We start from the raw sequence: 15,358 nt of genomic DNA, 5'->3' as shown, positions 1-15,358 counted from the left end.
CCTACAGCGACTTGGCGAACCAGTGCTCGGCGTACGGGCCCTGATTGAACGCCGGGACCTCCTCGTACCCGTGCCCGGCGTACAGGGCGCGGGCCTCCACCAGATCGGTGCGGGTGTCCAGGCGCACCCGCCCGACGCCCAGCTCGCGGGCCGCCGCCTCCGCCGCGGCCAGCAGCAGCGCGCCGCCGCCGGTGCCCCGGAAGGCGGGACGCACGTAGACCCGCGTCAGTTCGGCGGTGTCCGCGTCCACCACGCGCAGACCGGCGCAGGCCGCGGCCGCGCCGTCGTAACGGCCGACGACGAACTCGCCCGTGGGCCGCGCCAGGCGCTCGACACCGTCGCCGGCCAGCCCCTCGTCGATCTCCCGGGCCGTCGCGGGACGCCCCCAGTACCGGCCGGCGACCTCCCCGTAGTAGTCGCGCCGCAGGGCCGTCGACTCGGCGGTGTCGTAGGGCTCGGGGGCCACGGTCCAGGTCATGGTCATGTCTGTACCGGAGCCGCCGGCCGTTTGGCCAACGATTTACGGGCAACCCGCTGCGTGACAAGCCGTGACAGACCGACAACCGGGAAGGCAGCCATGTCCACAGTCTGGATCATCGCCCTGATAGCGGTGGTCGCCGTCCTCCTCGTCGCCGTGTTCCTCTTCGCCGGACCGGGCAGGGGCGGTGGCGGGCGCGGGCTGAAGAGGCGGTTCGGTCCCGAGTACGACAGGGTCGTCGCCCACCACGACGGCGACACGAAAGCGGCGGAGCGCGAACTCGAAGCACGCGTGAAGCGGCACGGGTCGATCGAACCGCGGCCGCTGAGCCCGGAGATCCGTGAGCAGTACGTGGCCCGCTGGGCCGCCGTGCAGGAGCAGTTCGTCGATTCCCCGCAGCGCGCCGTCGCGGAGGCCGACCGGCTGCTGGCGCGGCTCGCGGCGGACCGCGGCTTCCCGGCCGACAACCAGTACGACGAGCAGGTCTCGGCGCTGTCCGTGCACCACGCGGACAAGGTCCACGGCTACCGCAGGGTGCACCGCGCCGCGCACACCGACAGCAGCACGGAGCAGATGCGCGAGGCCATGCTGGAGGCTCGTGAGCTCTTCGAGACGCTGGTCACCGCCAAGCCGGCGGACAGCGGCCGGCACCGCCCGCAGCAGGCGGACGGCCACCGCGGCCGCTCGCAGGCCCCGTGGTCCCTGGGCAGGGGCCACCACCCGAAGGGGAGTGGTGCGTGATGACGTACGACGCCGGTACGAACACCGGGAACCCGCAGCAGCCGCCCGGGCCGCCGCAGCCGCCGCCCGCGGTGCCGGGGCAGGGCGCCGGGCGGCGGTCGGGACCCGGTCCGCTCACGGCGCCCGGGACGGCCGACGGGTCCGCCGGCCCTTCCGGTACCGGGCACACGGGCACTGCGGCCGTCCCCACGGGCGGGTCCGCGACCGGCCCGGAGAGCGCGGTTGGGTCCGCGACCGGCCTTGAGCGCCCGGCCGGTGCCGCCGGATCGCACGGTGCCGACGGGCACGGCCGGTCCGCCGAGGCCCCGCTGATCCCGCACGGTGAGCGGGACAAGCTGGCCCTGCGCCTCCAGCAGGCCGTCAACACCTTCGTGGACGGCCCCCGGCGCGCGGTCGAGGAGGCCGACGGCGTCTTCGAAGAGGCGGCCCGCCTGCTGACCGACGCCGTGGCCGAACGGCGCGGCTCCCTCCGCTCGGCCTGGTCGGGCAAGGACCACGAGGCCGAGACGGAGGAACTGCGGGTGGCGCTGCGCACCTACCGCGAGGCGACGGAGCGCCTGTTGCGGATGTGACGTACGAGCTGTGCGGGGTGACCTCGGGTCAGCCGTTCTTCGGACCGGCCTGCTGGACCACCTCGAACGACCACAGCGTGGAGCCGGAGGCGGCGGGCCTGGGACGCTCGCCGCCTTCACCCGCGCCCGGGCCGCCCTGGTGGGCGGCCTTCATCGGTCCCTCCATCCACGCCTGGAACGACGCCTCGTCGGCCCACCGGGTGTAGACGAGGTACTGGTCGGTGCCCTCGACGGGCCGCAGCAGCTCGAACCACTCGAAGCCGTCGGAGTTCTCGACGGAACCGGCCCGCGCCGAGAACCGCTTCTCCAGTACCTCGCGCTGCTCGGCCGGGACGGTCAGCACATTGATCTTCACGATGCTCATGCGCCCATCCTGCCGCACGGGCCGGCCGCGCCCCGCGCAACCCTCGGCGACCCCGCCCGCCCTCCCCGGTGATCCTCTCGCGCGCGGGCGCCGGGACGGGGATCGTGGAAAGGGGGGTCCGCCGGCCAAAACCGGGTGACGGACAGGCGAAGCGGGGGTTGCCCGCGTCTTCCGTACGGGGCGGTGCGAGGCTCTACGCACCGTGCACGCGGGTGCGGGGACAGGTGGGGAGGGTCAGCGCGACGTGGCGAATGCGGAGCGGGGCGGCGCCGTCGGGGCGGTGGGCGCCGGGAACAGGGTCGAAGCCGCACGGATAGCCCTCTGGGCCGTGGTGGCCGCACTGGGCGCGCGGCAGATCGCGATGCTGCTGCGGACGCCGCCGGGCGAGCGCCTCACCGACCTGGAGACCTGGATCGGCGAAGAGGGCGTACTGCATGTGGCGGGGTCGCTCTACGACGCCGACCGCTTCATCGGTACACCGTTCGCCGGGCTCGTCCTCAAACCACTGGCCCGCTCCGCGGAACAGAGCCTCGGCGTCGCCTGGACCTTCGGGACGCTGCTGCTCGTCGCCGTACTGGGCATGGTCGTCGCCCGCGCCCTGCCGGGCCCCGTGTCCCGGCGCACCGCGCTCCTGGCCGCCCCCGTCGCCGTCGGCCTGCTCATGCTGTCGCTGCCCGTCCGCAACACCCTGCATCTGGGCCAGACCAGCGTCATCCCCGTCCTGTTCGTCCTCCTCGGCTGCTTCCAGGCGCGCGGGCAGCGCGGCTGCGGAGTGCTCGTGGGCATCGCCGCCGCCCTCCAGCCCACCGTGCTGCTGTTCGCGCCGCTGCTGTGGCTGACGGGCCGCAGACGCGCCGCGCTCACCACCGGCGCCACCTTCGCCGCCTGCTCGGGGCTGGCGTGGGCCGCGCTGCCGCAGGACTCCTGGACGTACTGGGTGCACCACGTGGCCGGCGCCGGGCTCGGCGCGCGGCCCGACAGCCTCGCCAACCAGTCGCTGCACGGCGCCCTGCTGCGCCTCGGTCTCGAAGGGCCGGTGGAGACGGCGCTGTTCCTGCTGCTGGGCGCGGCCGTCGCCGTACTCGGACTGCGCCGCGCCGTCCGGTACGCGCGCGACGGCCAGTTGCTGCTCGCCGTCGCCGTGACCGGCTGCGTCGCCGTGGCCGTGTCGCCGACGGCCTGGCAGCACCAGCTGCTGTGGGTGCTCCTCGCCGTGGCCGGCCGGGTCGGCAGGCGGTCGGCGGACCGGACGGTGTGGCCCGCGGCCGTCGTCCTGGTGATGACGCTGCCGGGGACGATGCTGCTGCCGAACGTGGGGCCGCTCATCCCGGTCCGCGACAACGCGCTGCTGGTGGCGGCGCTCGCGGCGGCGTGCGCGGTGCCGTTCCTGCCGCGCAGTTCCCCGTACTGGCTCCGGCCCCTGCCCACCGACTGGGCGAGACCCGTCGCGGGCCGCTGGCGCCGGGTGCCGCTGCTGCCCTTCTGGCGCCGGGTGCTCAGCCGCCCGAACCTGCTCCTCGAACTGCTGCTCATCCGCGCCGCCTACTCCGCCTACTCGCAGGTGCGCACCGCGGCCACGGGCGGCCGCGCCGCCGCCGAGGACAACGCCCGGCAGATCGTCTCGGCCGAGCGGTTCCTGCACATCGACGTCGAGCACTGGATCAACCACGCGGTGGCGAAGGCGGACGGTCTGGAAGCTTTCTTCAACTTCTACTACTCCTCGTTCCACTTCCTCGTCCCGCTGGCGATCCTCGGCGTGCTCTACGCCCGCCGCCCCGCCGACTACCGCTGGGCCCGCACCTCCCTCGGCTTCGCGACCGTCCTCGCGCTGGCGGGCTTCTGGCTCTACCCGCTCGCCCCGCCGCGCCTGATGCCGGGGCTCGGCTACATCGACACGATCCACGGTCCGCAGGACCTCGCGAGCCCCGAGTACGGGGCGCTGACCGCGCTGACCAACCAGTACGCGGCGATGCCCTCACTCCACTTCGGCTGGTCGCTGTGGTGCGGACTGGTGGTCGTCCTGCTCGCGCCGAAGCCGTGGATGAAGCTGCTCGGCCTGCTGCACCCCTTCTTCACCGTGCTCGCGATCGTCGCCACCGCCAACCACTGGGTGCTGGACGCGGTGGGCGGGGCGGCGGTCGTCGGGGCGGGCTTCGCCCTGACGTACCTGCTGGCCGGTCCTCGCAGGCTCCTGCCGCCCGCGCCGGCGGGACCCGCGCGGGAGCTGCCGGACGCCGAAGCGGCGGAAGCTCCCGCGCGGAGCCGCTGACCTCCGCCGAGCCGGGGCCGGCTCCCCACGGGTCCCGTCAGGCCGTACCGCCGGTACGCGGAAATCGGGAGGTTCTGCGCAGGCGCCCGGGGCAAGGGTGATCCCCGCCCTGAGGTCTCACGGACGGTGGTTACCATGGCCAAGGATCAGCGGATCTTCGTCGTCAACTCACTGCCGTCCGCGACCAGATGACGGCCCGTCGCCGTCTGCCCCCCCACACACCGTCTGAGGGACCGTGCCATGACATTGCCCGTCGCCGCCCGCCCGCGCCGCGCACCGCAGGGGCGCCCGCCCTGGGCCGTGCCGGCGGCCGGCCTGGCCGTCGCCGCGGCGGCCGGCGGCACCGTGGTGGCCGTGGCCCCCGACCCGGCGTACGCCTGGGTGCTCGGCACCGTCGTCGTCGCCGGCCTGTGCGTCGCCGCGCTCGTCGTCACCGCCGCGGTGCTGGCCGGTCGTCTCGCCGCCGCCCGCCGCGCCGCCCACGAGGAACAGACCGCCCTGCGCGAGCGGATGTCCCGCGCCACCGGCGACACCGCGCACCTCGTGAACGTCACCCTGCCGCAGATGGTGCAGCGCGTGCGCGACGGTTCGGAGGCGTACGAGGCCCTGGCCTCCGCCCAGCGCCCCGCCGACCCGCAACTCGAAAGCCTCCTGCGCCTCTTCACCACCGAACTGGCCGAGGCGGCGCACCGCACGGCGGCGGCGGAGGCCGCCCGTGACGACGCCGTGCGGCAGCTCGGCCGGGGCGTGGACGACCTGGAGCGCCTGTCGGTCACCGCCCTGCCCGCCGCCGTCGCGTCGCTGCGCCGGGGCGCGTCCGCCGACACGGTCCTCGCCGCACTCGACATGCCGGGCGAGGGACGGCTGCGCGTGCTGCTGGAGCAGATGGTGCGCGAACTCGGCGTCAGCGAGCGGCGCGCCGCCGCCGCGCGGGCCGCCAGCGCCAAGGCGCTCGGCCGGGTGCAGGCCCGGGCCGTCAGCATGCTGGCCGACCTCCGCGAGATGCAGGACCGGCACGGCGCCGACGTGTTCAGCGACCTGCTGAGGCTCGACCACAGCACCTCGCAGCTCGGCCTGCTCACCGACCGCCTGGCCATCCTGATGGGCGGCCGGGCGAGCCGGGCGTGGAACAAGCCGATCGTCATGGAGAGCATCCTGCGGGGCGCGGTCGGGCGTATCGCCGACTTCCGCCGGGTGCGGCTGCACTCCGCGAGCACCGTCGCCATCGCCGGGTTCGCCGCCGAGGGCGTCATGCACCTGCTGGCCGAACTCATGGACAACGCGGCCAACTTCTCGCCGCCCATCGACGAGGTCCACGTGTACGTGGAGGAGCGCAGCGCGGGCATCGTCGTCACCATCGAGGACAGCGGTCTGCGGATGTCCGACGCCGCCATGCGCCGCGCCGTCGAAGCCGTCTCCGGCAAGTCCACCGACTTGGCGGCCCTTCAGGGCACCCGGCTCGGCCTCGCGGTCGTCGGGATCCTGGCCGCCAAGTACGGCATCTCCGTGAACTACCGGCCGTCCTCCCGGGGCGGCACCGGCGTCGTCGTCCTGCTCCCTCCGCAGCTGCTGGCCCAGCAGCGCGGTCCGGTGCCGGTCCCGGCGGCCGGCCGGGCGCCGGCGCAGCCTCGTACCGGCGAGCTGCCCGCGCGGACGCGCACGGCCGTGCTGGAGGCCCCCGCGCCCGCCCCGGCCGCACTCCCCGAACCCGGCGTCCCGTACGAACCGCCCGCCCCGGACGCCTCGCCCGCACTGCCGCCGCTGCCCTCCCGGGCCGCCGCCGCGAACGACCCCGGGGCCCCCGCGGGCCCCGACGACGCCCACGGGGCCGACGCTCCGGCGCAGGCCGCGACCCCGGGCGGGCTGCCCGTACGGCCGCCGGGGCGCACGATGGCCGCCGCCGACCGGGGCCGGCCCGCCTCCGAGGCGCCGGACGAGCCGACCGCCCCGCCGGCCCGCAACCCCGGGGCCAGTTTCGGCGCCTTCCACCAGTCCCAGCGCCGCAAGGACCCCCGCCCGCCCGCCTGAGCACCACCGTGCCCCGCACCCCGCGTGCCGCCGCCCCCGCCGGCGGCCGACCCTCTCACCTGACCACCGAGATTGGAGGCACGGGCCGACCGCGCCCCGCGACGACCGGCCCATGACCACCGTGCAGACCACCGACACCAGCCTCACCTGGCTCCTGGACAACCTCGTGGAGCACACCCCCGGCACCCGGCACGCCCTGGTGCTCTCCCGCGACGGCCTCAAGCTCTGCCGCAGCAGCAACCTGACCCTCGACCAGGCCGACCAACTGGCCGCCATCTCCTCCGGGATGCAGTCCCTGGCCCACGGCGCCTCGGTGGAGTTCGGCGACGGCACCGGAGGCGTCAACCACCTGATGGCCGAGTTCCGTGGCGGACAGCTGCTCATCGTCGAGGCCGGCGAGGGCGCCCACCTCGCCGTCGTCGCCGCCGACGGCGCCGACCCCGGTGTGGTCGGCCACAACATGAGCGAGATGGTCGAGCAGATCGGCGAGCACCTGCGGGCCGAACCGCGCAACCGTGCGCAGGACAGTCCGACGTCATGACCCGCCGCCCCGTCGACACCGGGTCCCCGGACCGCCTCTACACGGTGACCGGTGGCCGCAGCCACACCGCGGACACCAAGGTGTTCGATCTGGTGACCCTGGTGGTCAGCGAGTGCGAACCGACACCGGGCATGCAGTCGGAGCACGTACGGATCCTGGAGCTGTGCCGTCATCCGGCGGCGGTGGTGGAGATCGCCGCCGAACTGCGCATGCCCATCACCGTCGTACGGATCCTCCTGGAGGACCTGCTGGACGCCGGACGGATCACCGCCCGCCGTCCCAGGACCGCCGCGGCCGCCGCCGACCTGCCCGAATCCGCCCTGCTGAAGGAGGTGCTGCATGGACTCCGCAATCTCTGAGGCGCCGGCGCAGGCGCCGGAGCGCACCCCGCTCGGCGACGCCGCCGACACCGGACTCAAGATCGTCATCGTCGGCGGATTCGGCGTCGGCAAGACGACCCTGGTCAGGTCCGTCAGCGAGATCCGCCCGCTGAACACCGAGGAGTACATGACGCAGGCCGGTGTCGGCGTCGACGAGACCACCGGCCTCAAGCACAAGACCACCACGACGGTGGCCTTCGACTTCGGCCGGATCAGCCTCAACGAGACGAAGGTGCTCTACCTCTTCGGCGCCCCCGGGCAGGAACGTTTCTGGTTCCTGTGGGACCGGCTGTTCTCCGGCACCCTCGGCGCGGTCGTCCTGGTCGACACCCGCCGCATGAGCGACTCCTGGTACGCCATCGACCGCCTCGAACACCACCGGACGCCCTTCGTCGTCGCCGTCAACCGCTTCGACGACGACTCCGCGTACCACTCCCTCGACGAGATCCGCCAGGCACTGGCGCTGCCCGCGCACATCCCGCTGCTCGACTGCGACGCCCGGGTGCGCAGCGACGGCAAACGCGTCCTGATCACCCTCGTCGACCACCTCTACCAGCTGGCCCTGGCCCAGGAGACCACCACATGAGCGACCCCACCGCCACCGCCTCCGGGGCGACGCCTCCGCCGGGCTGCCCCGCGCACGCGGGCGCGATCCGGCTCAGCGGCCTCCAGTACCAGCAGACGCCCGCCGAGCTGTACCGGGCGATGCGCCGCGAACACGGCGCCGTCGCGCCGGTGCTGCTGGACGGCGACATCCCGGCCTGGCTGGTCCTCGGCTACTCCGAGGTCTCGTACGTCACCACCCACGACGAGCTGTTCGCCCGCGACTCCCGGCGCTGGAACCAGTGGGACGCGATCCCGGCCGACTGGCCGCTGCTGCCGTACGTCGGACACCAGCCCTCCGTCCTGTTCACCGAGGGCCTCGAACACCAGCGCCGCGCCGGGGTCATCAGCGAGGCGCTGGAGGCGGTCGACCAGTTCGAGTTCGGCTACAACTGCCGAAGGATCGCCGACGAGCTCATCGACGTCTTCGCGGGCAGCGGCGAGGCCGAGCTGATGGCGGCGTACGCCCACGCCCTGCCGATGCGCGCGGCGGTCCAGATGTGCGGGATGCCGGCCCACAGCACGGACACCGACGACCTCGTCGAGGACCTGCGGATGTCCCTGGACGCAGCCGAGGGCGACGACCCGGTGGCGGCGTACGGACGCGTGGGCAAGCGGCTCCAGGAGCTCGTCGCCCAGAAGCGGGCCACGCCGGGACCGGACGTCATCTCCCGGATGCTCACGCACCCGGCGGATCTGGCGGACGAGGAGATCGTCCAGGACCTGATCTCGATCATCGCCGCCGCGCAGCAGCCGACGGCGAACTGGATCGGCAACGCCCTGCGCCGGCTCCTGACCGACGACCGGTTCGCCCTGAACGTCTCCGGCGGGCGGCTCAGCGTCGGGCAGGCGCTCAACGAGGTCCTCTGGCTGGAGACCCCCACCCAGAACTTCATCGGCCGCTGGGCCGACCGCGACGTCCAGCTCGGCGGCCGCCACATCAAGGCCGGCGACTGCCTGGTCCTGGGCTTCGCGGCGGCCAACACCGATCCGCAGATCTGGCCGGAGGGCCACGTCGGCGCGGAGGGCAACTCCTCGCACCTCTCCTTCAGCAACGGCGAGCACCGCTGCCCCTACCCCGCGCCGCAGCTCGCCGACGTCATGGCCCGCACCGCCGTCGAAGCCCTCCTGGAGCGGCTCCCGGACGTGATGCTCGCGGTCGAGCCGGAGGAGCTGACCTGGCGGCCGTCCGTCTGGATGCGGGGCCTGACCACCCTGCCGGTGTCCTTCACCCCGTCCTCCCACTGACGGCCCGCCGCGCCGGTGACCGCTTCGGGCGTGCCCGGGTCACCGGCGCGGGACGGCGCCCGGGACGGTCAGCCGACGGGCGTGAACGTCACCGGCACGCTCTGCGGGCCCCGGGTGAAGACACCCTGCTCGACGATCTCGGCGCCGTCCGCGAGCCGTAGGCCGGGCATGGCGTCGAGCAGCTGGTTCACGCCGGTCTGCACCTCCGCCCGCGCGAGCAGCGCGCCGACGCAGAAGTGCCGTCCGAGGGCGAAGGCGAGGTGGTCGGCCGCGGCGGAGAAGGCGTTCGTCGCCGTGAGGTCCTCGCGGAAGATGTCGAACCTGTCCGGGTGCGCGTACCGGCTCTCGTCGCGGTTGGCGGACCCGATCAGGCACGTCACGGTCGCTCCGGCCGGGATGGTGCCGCCGCTGAGCGTGACGTCCGTGGCCGTCTGACGCATGATCATGTGCACCGGCGGAGTGAAGCGCAGGGTCTCGGCGAAGGCCCGGTCGATGAGGGTGCGGTCCTGCTGCACGGCGGCCAGCTGGTCCGGGTGGGCCAGGAGGTTGGCGAAGAGGGCCGCGATCGCCTTGTCGGTCGTCTCGCCGCCGGCCGCGAGCAGCAGGCTGCAGAACGCCTTGATGTCCTCGTCGCTCATGCGTACGCCGTCCACCTCGGCCTCGCACAGCGTGGACAGCAGGTCGTCGCCCGGGGCCTTCCGGCGCTCCTGGATGATCGGGATCATGTACTCGGCGAACTCGACGCGGGTGCGCTCACCGGCCGCCGCCACCTCGGGGTCGCCGGCCAGATTGCCGAGGAACGCGATCACGGTGGTGTACCAGTGGTGGAACTTCGCGTGGTCGCCCTTGTCGAGCCCGAGCATGTCCGCGATCACGTTCACCGGGAAGCGGGTCGCGAAGGCGTCCACGAGGTCGACCGCGCCCCGGTCGCGGAAGGTGTCGATCAGCTCGCGGGCGTTGCGCTCGATGACCGGCAGGAACAGCTCCTGGAGGTCCTTGCCGCGGAAGGCGGGCGCCACCAGGGCGCGGCGCACGGCGTGTTCTCGTCCACTGAGCTGGAGGATCGTCTTCCCGTGCACGGGCTCGATCTGCCAGTCGTAGTTGTCGGTGGTGAACACCGACTCCTTGTCCTTGAAGGCCCGCTCCACGTCCTCGTACCGGGAGATGACCCAGCTCTGCATCGCCTCGTGCCAGAACAGCGGGGCGGACGCGCGCATCACCTCGTAGGCGGCGTACGGGTTCTCGGCGAACTCGGGCGAAAGCAGGTCGGGGACGTGCTGGGCCGTGGTCATGGTCGGATGCTCCCTTGAACGATAAACAGGCGGACACCCGAACGTTATTGATCAATCGTCACTACGGATAGAGCAGGCCCGTGCACGCGGTGACATCGGAAGGCCGACAGCCGGGGAGAGGTGGGGGCGGGGCGCAGGGGATCGCCCCCACCTCCGGGTCCGGGGACCGCTGGGTCAGCGGTGGGTCACCCGGAGTTCCTTGATGCCGTTCAGCCACGCCGAGCGCAGCCGGCGGGGATCGCCCGCGAGCTCCAGGCCGGGCAGCGCGTCGGCGATCGCGTTGAAGATGAGGTTGATCTCCAGCACGGCGAGGGACTTGCCGAGGCAGAAGTGCGGGCCTCCGCCGCCGAATCCCAGGTGGGGATTGGGGTCGCGGGTGATGTCGAACGCCTGCGGATCGGTGAACACCTCGGGGTCGTTGTTGGCCGACGAGTAGAAGAGCCCGACCCGGTCGCCCTTCCTGATCCGCTGCCCGCCCAGTTCGACGTCCTGCGTCGCCGTCCGCTGGAACGCGACGACGGGCGTCGCCCAGCGCACGATCTCCTCGGCCGCCGTGTCCGGGCGCTCGCGCTTGTAGAGCTCCCACTGTCCGGGGTGTGTCAGGAAGGCGTGCATGCCGTGGCTGATCGCGTTGCGCGTCGTCTCGTTCCCGGCGACGGCCAGCAGGATGACGAAGAAGCCGAACTCGTCCGGGCCGAGGTTGCCCTCGCCCTCCGCCGCCACCAGCTGCGACACGATGTCCCTGGCCGGGCACTCCTTGCGGGCGGCCGCCAGGTTCATCGCGTACGAGACGATCTCCATGGCCGCCTCCATGCCGACCTCCTCGGTGATGGCGTACTCGGGATCGTCGTACGCGGCCATCTTGTTCGACCAGTCGAAGATCTTGGTCCGGTCCTCCTGGGGTACGCCGATGAGCTCGGCGATGGCCTGGAGGGGCAGTTCGACGGCGATGCGGGTGACGAAGTCGAAGGTGCCGTCGTCCGCCGCGCCGGCGGCGGCCGCCGCCACGATCGAGCGGGCGCGGTCGCGCAGGGCGTCCTCCAGCGAGCGGATCGCGCGCGGGGTGAAGCCGCGCTGGACGATCTGGCGTACCCGGGTGTGCTCGGGCGGGTCCATGTTGAGCATGATCAGCTTCTGGGCCTCGATCTGGTCGCGGCTGATCGTCTCGTTGAAGCGGATGACGGCGGTGTTGGTGTGCGAGGAGAAGAGCTCCGGATGCGTGGAGACGTACTTGACGTCGGCGTGCCGGGTGACGGCCCAGTACCCGTCGTCGTCGAAACCGGAGATGCCGGGGGCCTGCGCGCACCACCAGACCGGCGCGGTACGCCGCATCTGCGCGAACTCCGGATGCGGTACGCGGGCGAGGAGCAGGTCGGGGTCGGTGAAGTCGAACCCGTCGGGCAGCGCGGGGCAGTGCATCGGCAGCTCCAATGTCTGACGACCCATCAGGAGTTGCAGGGAATGTAGTAACCGGTTCTATAAGTGGCAAGGGCCCCGGCGCCTTCTGTTGCGTGTGGAGAGCGTGCACGAGGCGTGCAAGACCCTTGCGCTGCCGGGGTGGCACTCATAAGACTGCTCAGAGAACTAGAACGCGTACTAGTTGGCAGCCGCCGTGGGCGCCGGGGGAGGCCCGCGGGTGAGGAGAGGACGGCTCATGGCCGCGGAACCCGTCATCGTCGAAGCCGTACGCACCCCCATCGGCAAGCGCGGAGGCGCGCTCGCCAACCTGCACCCCGCCTACCTGCTCGGCGAGACGTACCGCGAGCTCCTCGGTCGTACGGCCATCCACGCCGACTGCGTCGAACAGATCGTCGGCGGGACGGTCACGCACGCCGGTGAGCAGTCCATGAACCCCGCCCGCAACGCCTGGCTGGCGGTCGGCCTGCCGTACGAGACGGCCGCGACGACCGTCGACTGCCAGTGCGGCTCCTCCCAGCAGGCCGCCCACATGGTCGCCAACATGATCGCCGCCGGGGTCGTCGACGTCGGCATCAGCTGCGGGGTGGAGGCCATGTCGAGGGTCCCGCTGGGGTCGGGGTCCAAGCACGGGCCGGGGAAGCCGTGGCCGGACGAGTGGAACGTCGACCTGCCCAACCAGTTCGAGGCGGCCGAGCGGATCGCCCGCAAGCGCGGTCTGACGCGCGAACGGGTCGACTCGCTCGGGCTGTTGTCGCAGGAGCGCGCGGCGACCGCCTGGGCGGAGGAGCGCTTCAAACGCGAGACGTTCGCCGTGCAGGTGCCGACGACCGAGGAGGAGCAGGCGGCGGGGCAGGGCATGTGGCGGCTCGTCGACCGCGACGAGGGGCTGCGGGACACGTCGATGGAGGCGCTGGCCCGGCTCAAGCCGGTGATGCCGACCGCCGTCCACACGGCGGGGAACTCCTCGCAGATATCCGACGGCGCGAGCGCGATCATGTGGGCGTCCAAGCGGATGGCCCGCGCCCTCAAGCTCAAACCGCGCGCCCGGATCGTCGCCCAGGCCCTCGTCGGATCCGACCCGCACTTCCATCTCGACGGGCCGATCGACGCCACCCGCGCGGTGCTCGGCAGGGCGGGCATGTCGCTCAAGGACATCGACGTCGTCGAGATCAACGAAGCCTTTGCCTCGGTGGTGCTCAGCTGGGCGCAGGTCTTCGAACAGGACCTGGAGAAGGTGAACGTGAACGGCGGCGCGATCGCGCTCGGCCATCCGGTGGGCGCGACGGGGGCCCGCCTGATCACGACGGCCCTGCACGAACTGGAGCGCCGCGACAAGGAGTTCGCCCTCGTCACGATGTGCGCGGGCGGCGCGCTCGCCACCGGCACGATCCTCCAGCGGCTTTAGCGCGAGGGGCGGGCGCGCCCGCCCCGGTGTGCCGGAGCCGGGCCCGGAGTGTCCCTGGCGCGCCCACGTTCGGTCCCCTTTCTGGCATATGACAGTATCTATCCTATTTTGGCCCCGAAACGGAGGCCAAAATGACCAAGGAACGCCAGGACATCAACGCCCTGAGCGCCGCTCGGCTCAGCGACTACGTCCACGCCCTCGACATCCTGCGCGCGCGCTCGGCGGCGAATCCCGACGACCCCACCGGCTACGACTTCCAGGCCGCCCTGCACAACGACTTCTTCGTCGGCGGGTGCGAACACGGGAGCGACCTGTTCCTGCCGTGGCACCGCGCCCACCTGCACTACTTCGAGAAACTTCTGCAGGAGGCGGATCCGCCCAGAACGGCGGACGTCACCATCCCGTACTGGGACTGGATCCACCCGCAGGCGAGCGGCCTCTTCCCGGCGGCCTTCGACGAGACCGGGCTGTTCTCCCCGGGCCGCAACACGGACGCGTCGACCTCTCTGCCGACCAACACCCTGGAGATCGTCACCACGGTCACCGATCCGGAGCAGTTCGGCGGCTACCCGCAGGGAGACCCGAACGGCGACTACGGCGATCTCGAACTCGGCCCGCACAACGACATGCACGGCCGGTTCATCGGCGGTCTCATGTCCGACCCGTCCCAGGCCGCCCACGACCCCATCTACTTCAGCTTCCACTGCTTCATCGACCTCATGTGGGCGGAGTGGCAGCGCCGCAACGGGTTCCCGGCCGTCACCTCGCCGGACGAAGTGCTCCGCGGGTTCCAGGACCGGCCCCGTAACAAGGTGGCGGAGTTCGAGAAGACGGAGGAGCTGGACTACACCTACGCGTACTCGGCGCAGCTCGAATCGGCGTTCGGAGTACCGGTGCCGCCGCCGTCGCCGTTCCGGAACCTGATGGTCGCGCAGCCGATGGCGGCGGCGTCCGGGGCCGACATCGCGACGGAGCTGCGCGAGAGCGAGCGGGTGCAGTTCCGGCTCCCGCCGCCGCCCGAGGAGGGCAGAAGGGTGGTCGTGCGGCTGGACGAGCTCAAGGTGCCGATGACCGGGAGCTACCTGCTGCGCGGCTTCGTCCACCCCGACGCGGTGGAGTTCCGGCGCGACGACGAGGAGTTCACGAAGCAGTACGGCGTCGGATACGTGTCCATGTGGCGTGCCCACGTCCACCCCGAAGGGGGCCACGGCGGCCACGACGGTCACGGCGGTCACGGCGGTCATGGCGCACGGCCGCTCCACCCGACTTCGTGCATCGTCCGCTTCGACGTGACGTCGGTCCTGGAGTCGACGCCCGGCGCGGTCGAGGACCATGTGCTGACGCTTCAGTACATCCCTTCGCCGTTCAACCCGGGCGGGGGCGGGCAGCAGGAGGGCCTCATCGAGGAGGTCAAGCTGAAGGACGTGCTGATGGAGGTGTACCGCTAGCGTGCGTACACCTGTCTTCGAACTCCACATCCAGCCCATGTTCCGCACCACCGACCGCGAGCACATGAGAAGCGAGTTCGATCTCTGGGACTACGACGACGTCGTGGCTCGGGCCGATGACATTCTCACCCGCCTGCAGAACGACATGCCGCCGGTCAGCCACGGCGGACGGTGGCCGCAGGAGTGGATCGAACTCTTCCGGCGCTGGAACGACGGCGCCCGCAAGAGGCTCGAACTCGGCACGGCGGCCTACACCTTCGCCCAGACCGGCAATGTGGTGACCGTCACGGCGACCGGCACCTTCCCCGTCGCGGGCTGCCGGGGGTGGCTGCAGTTCGACAGTGAGCCGCAGAAGGCGCTGCCGGACGCGGAACCCGGGGCGCAGCCGTCGCCGGAACCGCTCGCGCCGAGGAGGTACGTGCTGTACGTCGAGCCCCCGGACGCCCCCGCGCCGGGGACACCGGCGCCGTTCGTCCTCAAGGAGCGCTACCGCACCACGGAACCCCACACCGTCTTCGTCCGGGACGCGACCGGGGTGCACCAGGTGCACTGAACGACGACGAGGCCCCG

The 15,358-nt window shown here is 72.3% G+C and carries 15 protein-coding genes; 11 read left to right on the top strand and 4 right to left on the bottom strand.

Annotation, left to right across the window (positions count from 1 at the left end; all coding sequences use genetic code 11):
* Nucleotide 1: 1 nt before the first annotated feature.
* Complete coding sequence (locus ACWGH0_RS19330; RefSeq protein ID WP_453405375.1) at nt 2-478, bottom strand: GNAT family N-acetyltransferase; 477 nt, start codon at nt 476-478, stop codon at nt 2-4.
* A 99-nt stretch (nt 479-577) separates the two neighbouring features.
* On the opposite strand from ACWGH0_RS19330, the gene ACWGH0_RS19325 reads away from it, so the two are divergent.
* Nucleotides 578-1,219, top strand: coding sequence for a hypothetical protein (locus ACWGH0_RS19325; RefSeq protein ID WP_453405374.1), 642 nt, complete (start codon nt 578-580; stop codon nt 1,217-1,219).
* On the top strand, nt 1,216-1,791 hold the full coding sequence (locus tag ACWGH0_RS19320; protein WP_453405373.1) for a hypothetical protein: 576 nt from the start codon (nt 1,216-1,218) through the stop codon (nt 1,789-1,791). Before ACWGH0_RS19325 ends, ACWGH0_RS19320 begins: the two co-directional genes overlap by 4 nt.
* 28 nt (nt 1,792-1,819) lie before the next feature.
* Here the strand turns inward: ACWGH0_RS19320 and ACWGH0_RS19315 are convergent, their stop codons facing one another.
* Nucleotides 1,820-2,155 carry an antibiotic biosynthesis monooxygenase family protein gene (locus ACWGH0_RS19315; protein WP_452803643.1) on the bottom strand — a complete coding sequence of 112 codons (336 nt, stop codon included), beginning with the start codon at nt 2,153-2,155 and terminating at the stop codon, nt 1,820-1,822.
* A 244-nt stretch (nt 2,156-2,399) separates the two neighbouring features.
* Between ACWGH0_RS19315 and ACWGH0_RS19310 the strand changes: the two genes are divergently transcribed.
* The 6 genes from ACWGH0_RS19310 (at nt 2,400) to ACWGH0_RS19285 (ending at nt 9,224) form a co-directional block, all read left to right on the top strand.
* Nucleotides 2,400-4,424 carry a bifunctional glycosyltransferase 87/phosphatase PAP2 family protein gene (locus tag ACWGH0_RS19310; protein WP_453405372.1) on the top strand — a complete coding sequence of 675 codons (2,025 nt, stop codon included), beginning with the start codon at nt 2,400-2,402 and terminating at the stop codon, nt 4,422-4,424.
* Nucleotides 4,425-4,664: 240 nt separating this feature from the next.
* Nucleotides 4,665-6,452 (top strand): ATP-binding protein, encoded by a 1,788-nt coding sequence (locus ACWGH0_RS19305; RefSeq protein ID WP_453405371.1) that lies wholly within the window; start codon nt 4,665-4,667, stop codon nt 6,450-6,452.
* A gap of 121 nt (nt 6,453-6,573) precedes the next feature.
* Nucleotides 6,574-6,993, top strand: coding sequence for a roadblock/LC7 domain-containing protein (locus tag ACWGH0_RS19300; RefSeq protein WP_453405407.1), 420 nt, complete (start codon nt 6,574-6,576; stop codon nt 6,991-6,993).
* Complete coding sequence (locus ACWGH0_RS19295) at nt 6,990-7,352, top strand: DUF742 domain-containing protein (RefSeq protein ID WP_453405370.1); 363 nt, start codon at nt 6,990-6,992, stop codon at nt 7,350-7,352. Before ACWGH0_RS19300 ends, ACWGH0_RS19295 begins: the two co-directional genes overlap by 4 nt.
* Nucleotides 7,333-7,959, top strand: a complete 627-nt coding sequence (locus ACWGH0_RS19290; RefSeq protein ID WP_453405369.1) for a GTP-binding protein — start codon at nt 7,333-7,335, stop codon at nt 7,957-7,959. Before ACWGH0_RS19295 ends, ACWGH0_RS19290 begins: the two co-directional genes overlap by 20 nt.
* Nucleotides 7,956-9,224 carry a cytochrome P450 gene (locus tag ACWGH0_RS19285; RefSeq protein WP_453405368.1) on the top strand — a complete coding sequence of 423 codons (1,269 nt, stop codon included), beginning with the start codon at nt 7,956-7,958 and terminating at the stop codon, nt 9,222-9,224. The genes ACWGH0_RS19290 and ACWGH0_RS19285 overlap by 4 nt, the downstream gene beginning before the upstream one ends.
* A 68-nt stretch (nt 9,225-9,292) precedes the next feature.
* Here ACWGH0_RS19285 and ACWGH0_RS19280 read toward each other — a convergent pair whose 3' ends face one another.
* Nucleotides 9,293-10,516: a cytochrome P450 gene (locus ACWGH0_RS19280; RefSeq protein WP_453405367.1), complete on the bottom strand. Its 1,224-nt coding sequence runs from the start codon at nt 10,514-10,516 to the stop codon at nt 9,293-9,295.
* 174 nt (nt 10,517-10,690) lie between these two features.
* Nucleotides 10,691-11,935, bottom strand: a complete 1,245-nt coding sequence (locus ACWGH0_RS19275; RefSeq protein WP_453405406.1) for a cytochrome P450 — start codon at nt 11,933-11,935, stop codon at nt 10,691-10,693.
* Nucleotides 11,936-12,170: 235 nt separating this feature from the next.
* Between ACWGH0_RS19275 and ACWGH0_RS19270 the strand changes: the two genes are divergently transcribed.
* From ACWGH0_RS19270 to ACWGH0_RS19260, 3 genes are all read left to right on the top strand, one after another.
* The gene (locus ACWGH0_RS19270; RefSeq protein WP_453405366.1) at nt 12,171-13,340 is read left to right on the top strand and encodes a steroid 3-ketoacyl-CoA thiolase; all 1,170 of its coding nucleotides are present in this window, start codon (nt 12,171-12,173) and stop codon (nt 13,338-13,340) included.
* A 131-nt stretch (nt 13,341-13,471) separates the two neighbouring features.
* Nucleotides 13,472-14,788, top strand: coding sequence for a tyrosinase family protein (locus tag ACWGH0_RS19265; protein ID WP_453405365.1), 1,317 nt, complete (start codon nt 13,472-13,474; stop codon nt 14,786-14,788).
* 1 nt (nt 14,789) lies between these two features.
* The gene (locus ACWGH0_RS19260) at nt 14,790-15,341 is read left to right on the top strand and encodes a hypothetical protein (RefSeq protein WP_453405364.1); all 552 of its coding nucleotides are present in this window, start codon (nt 14,790-14,792) and stop codon (nt 15,339-15,341) included.
* Nucleotides 15,342-15,358: the final 17 nt, after the last annotated feature.

Source organism: Streptomyces sp. NPDC054887 (genome assembly GCF_053610585.1).
The sequence above is the reverse complement of the archived record's forward strand: the minus strand, read 5'-3'. Positions and strand labels throughout refer to the sequence as shown.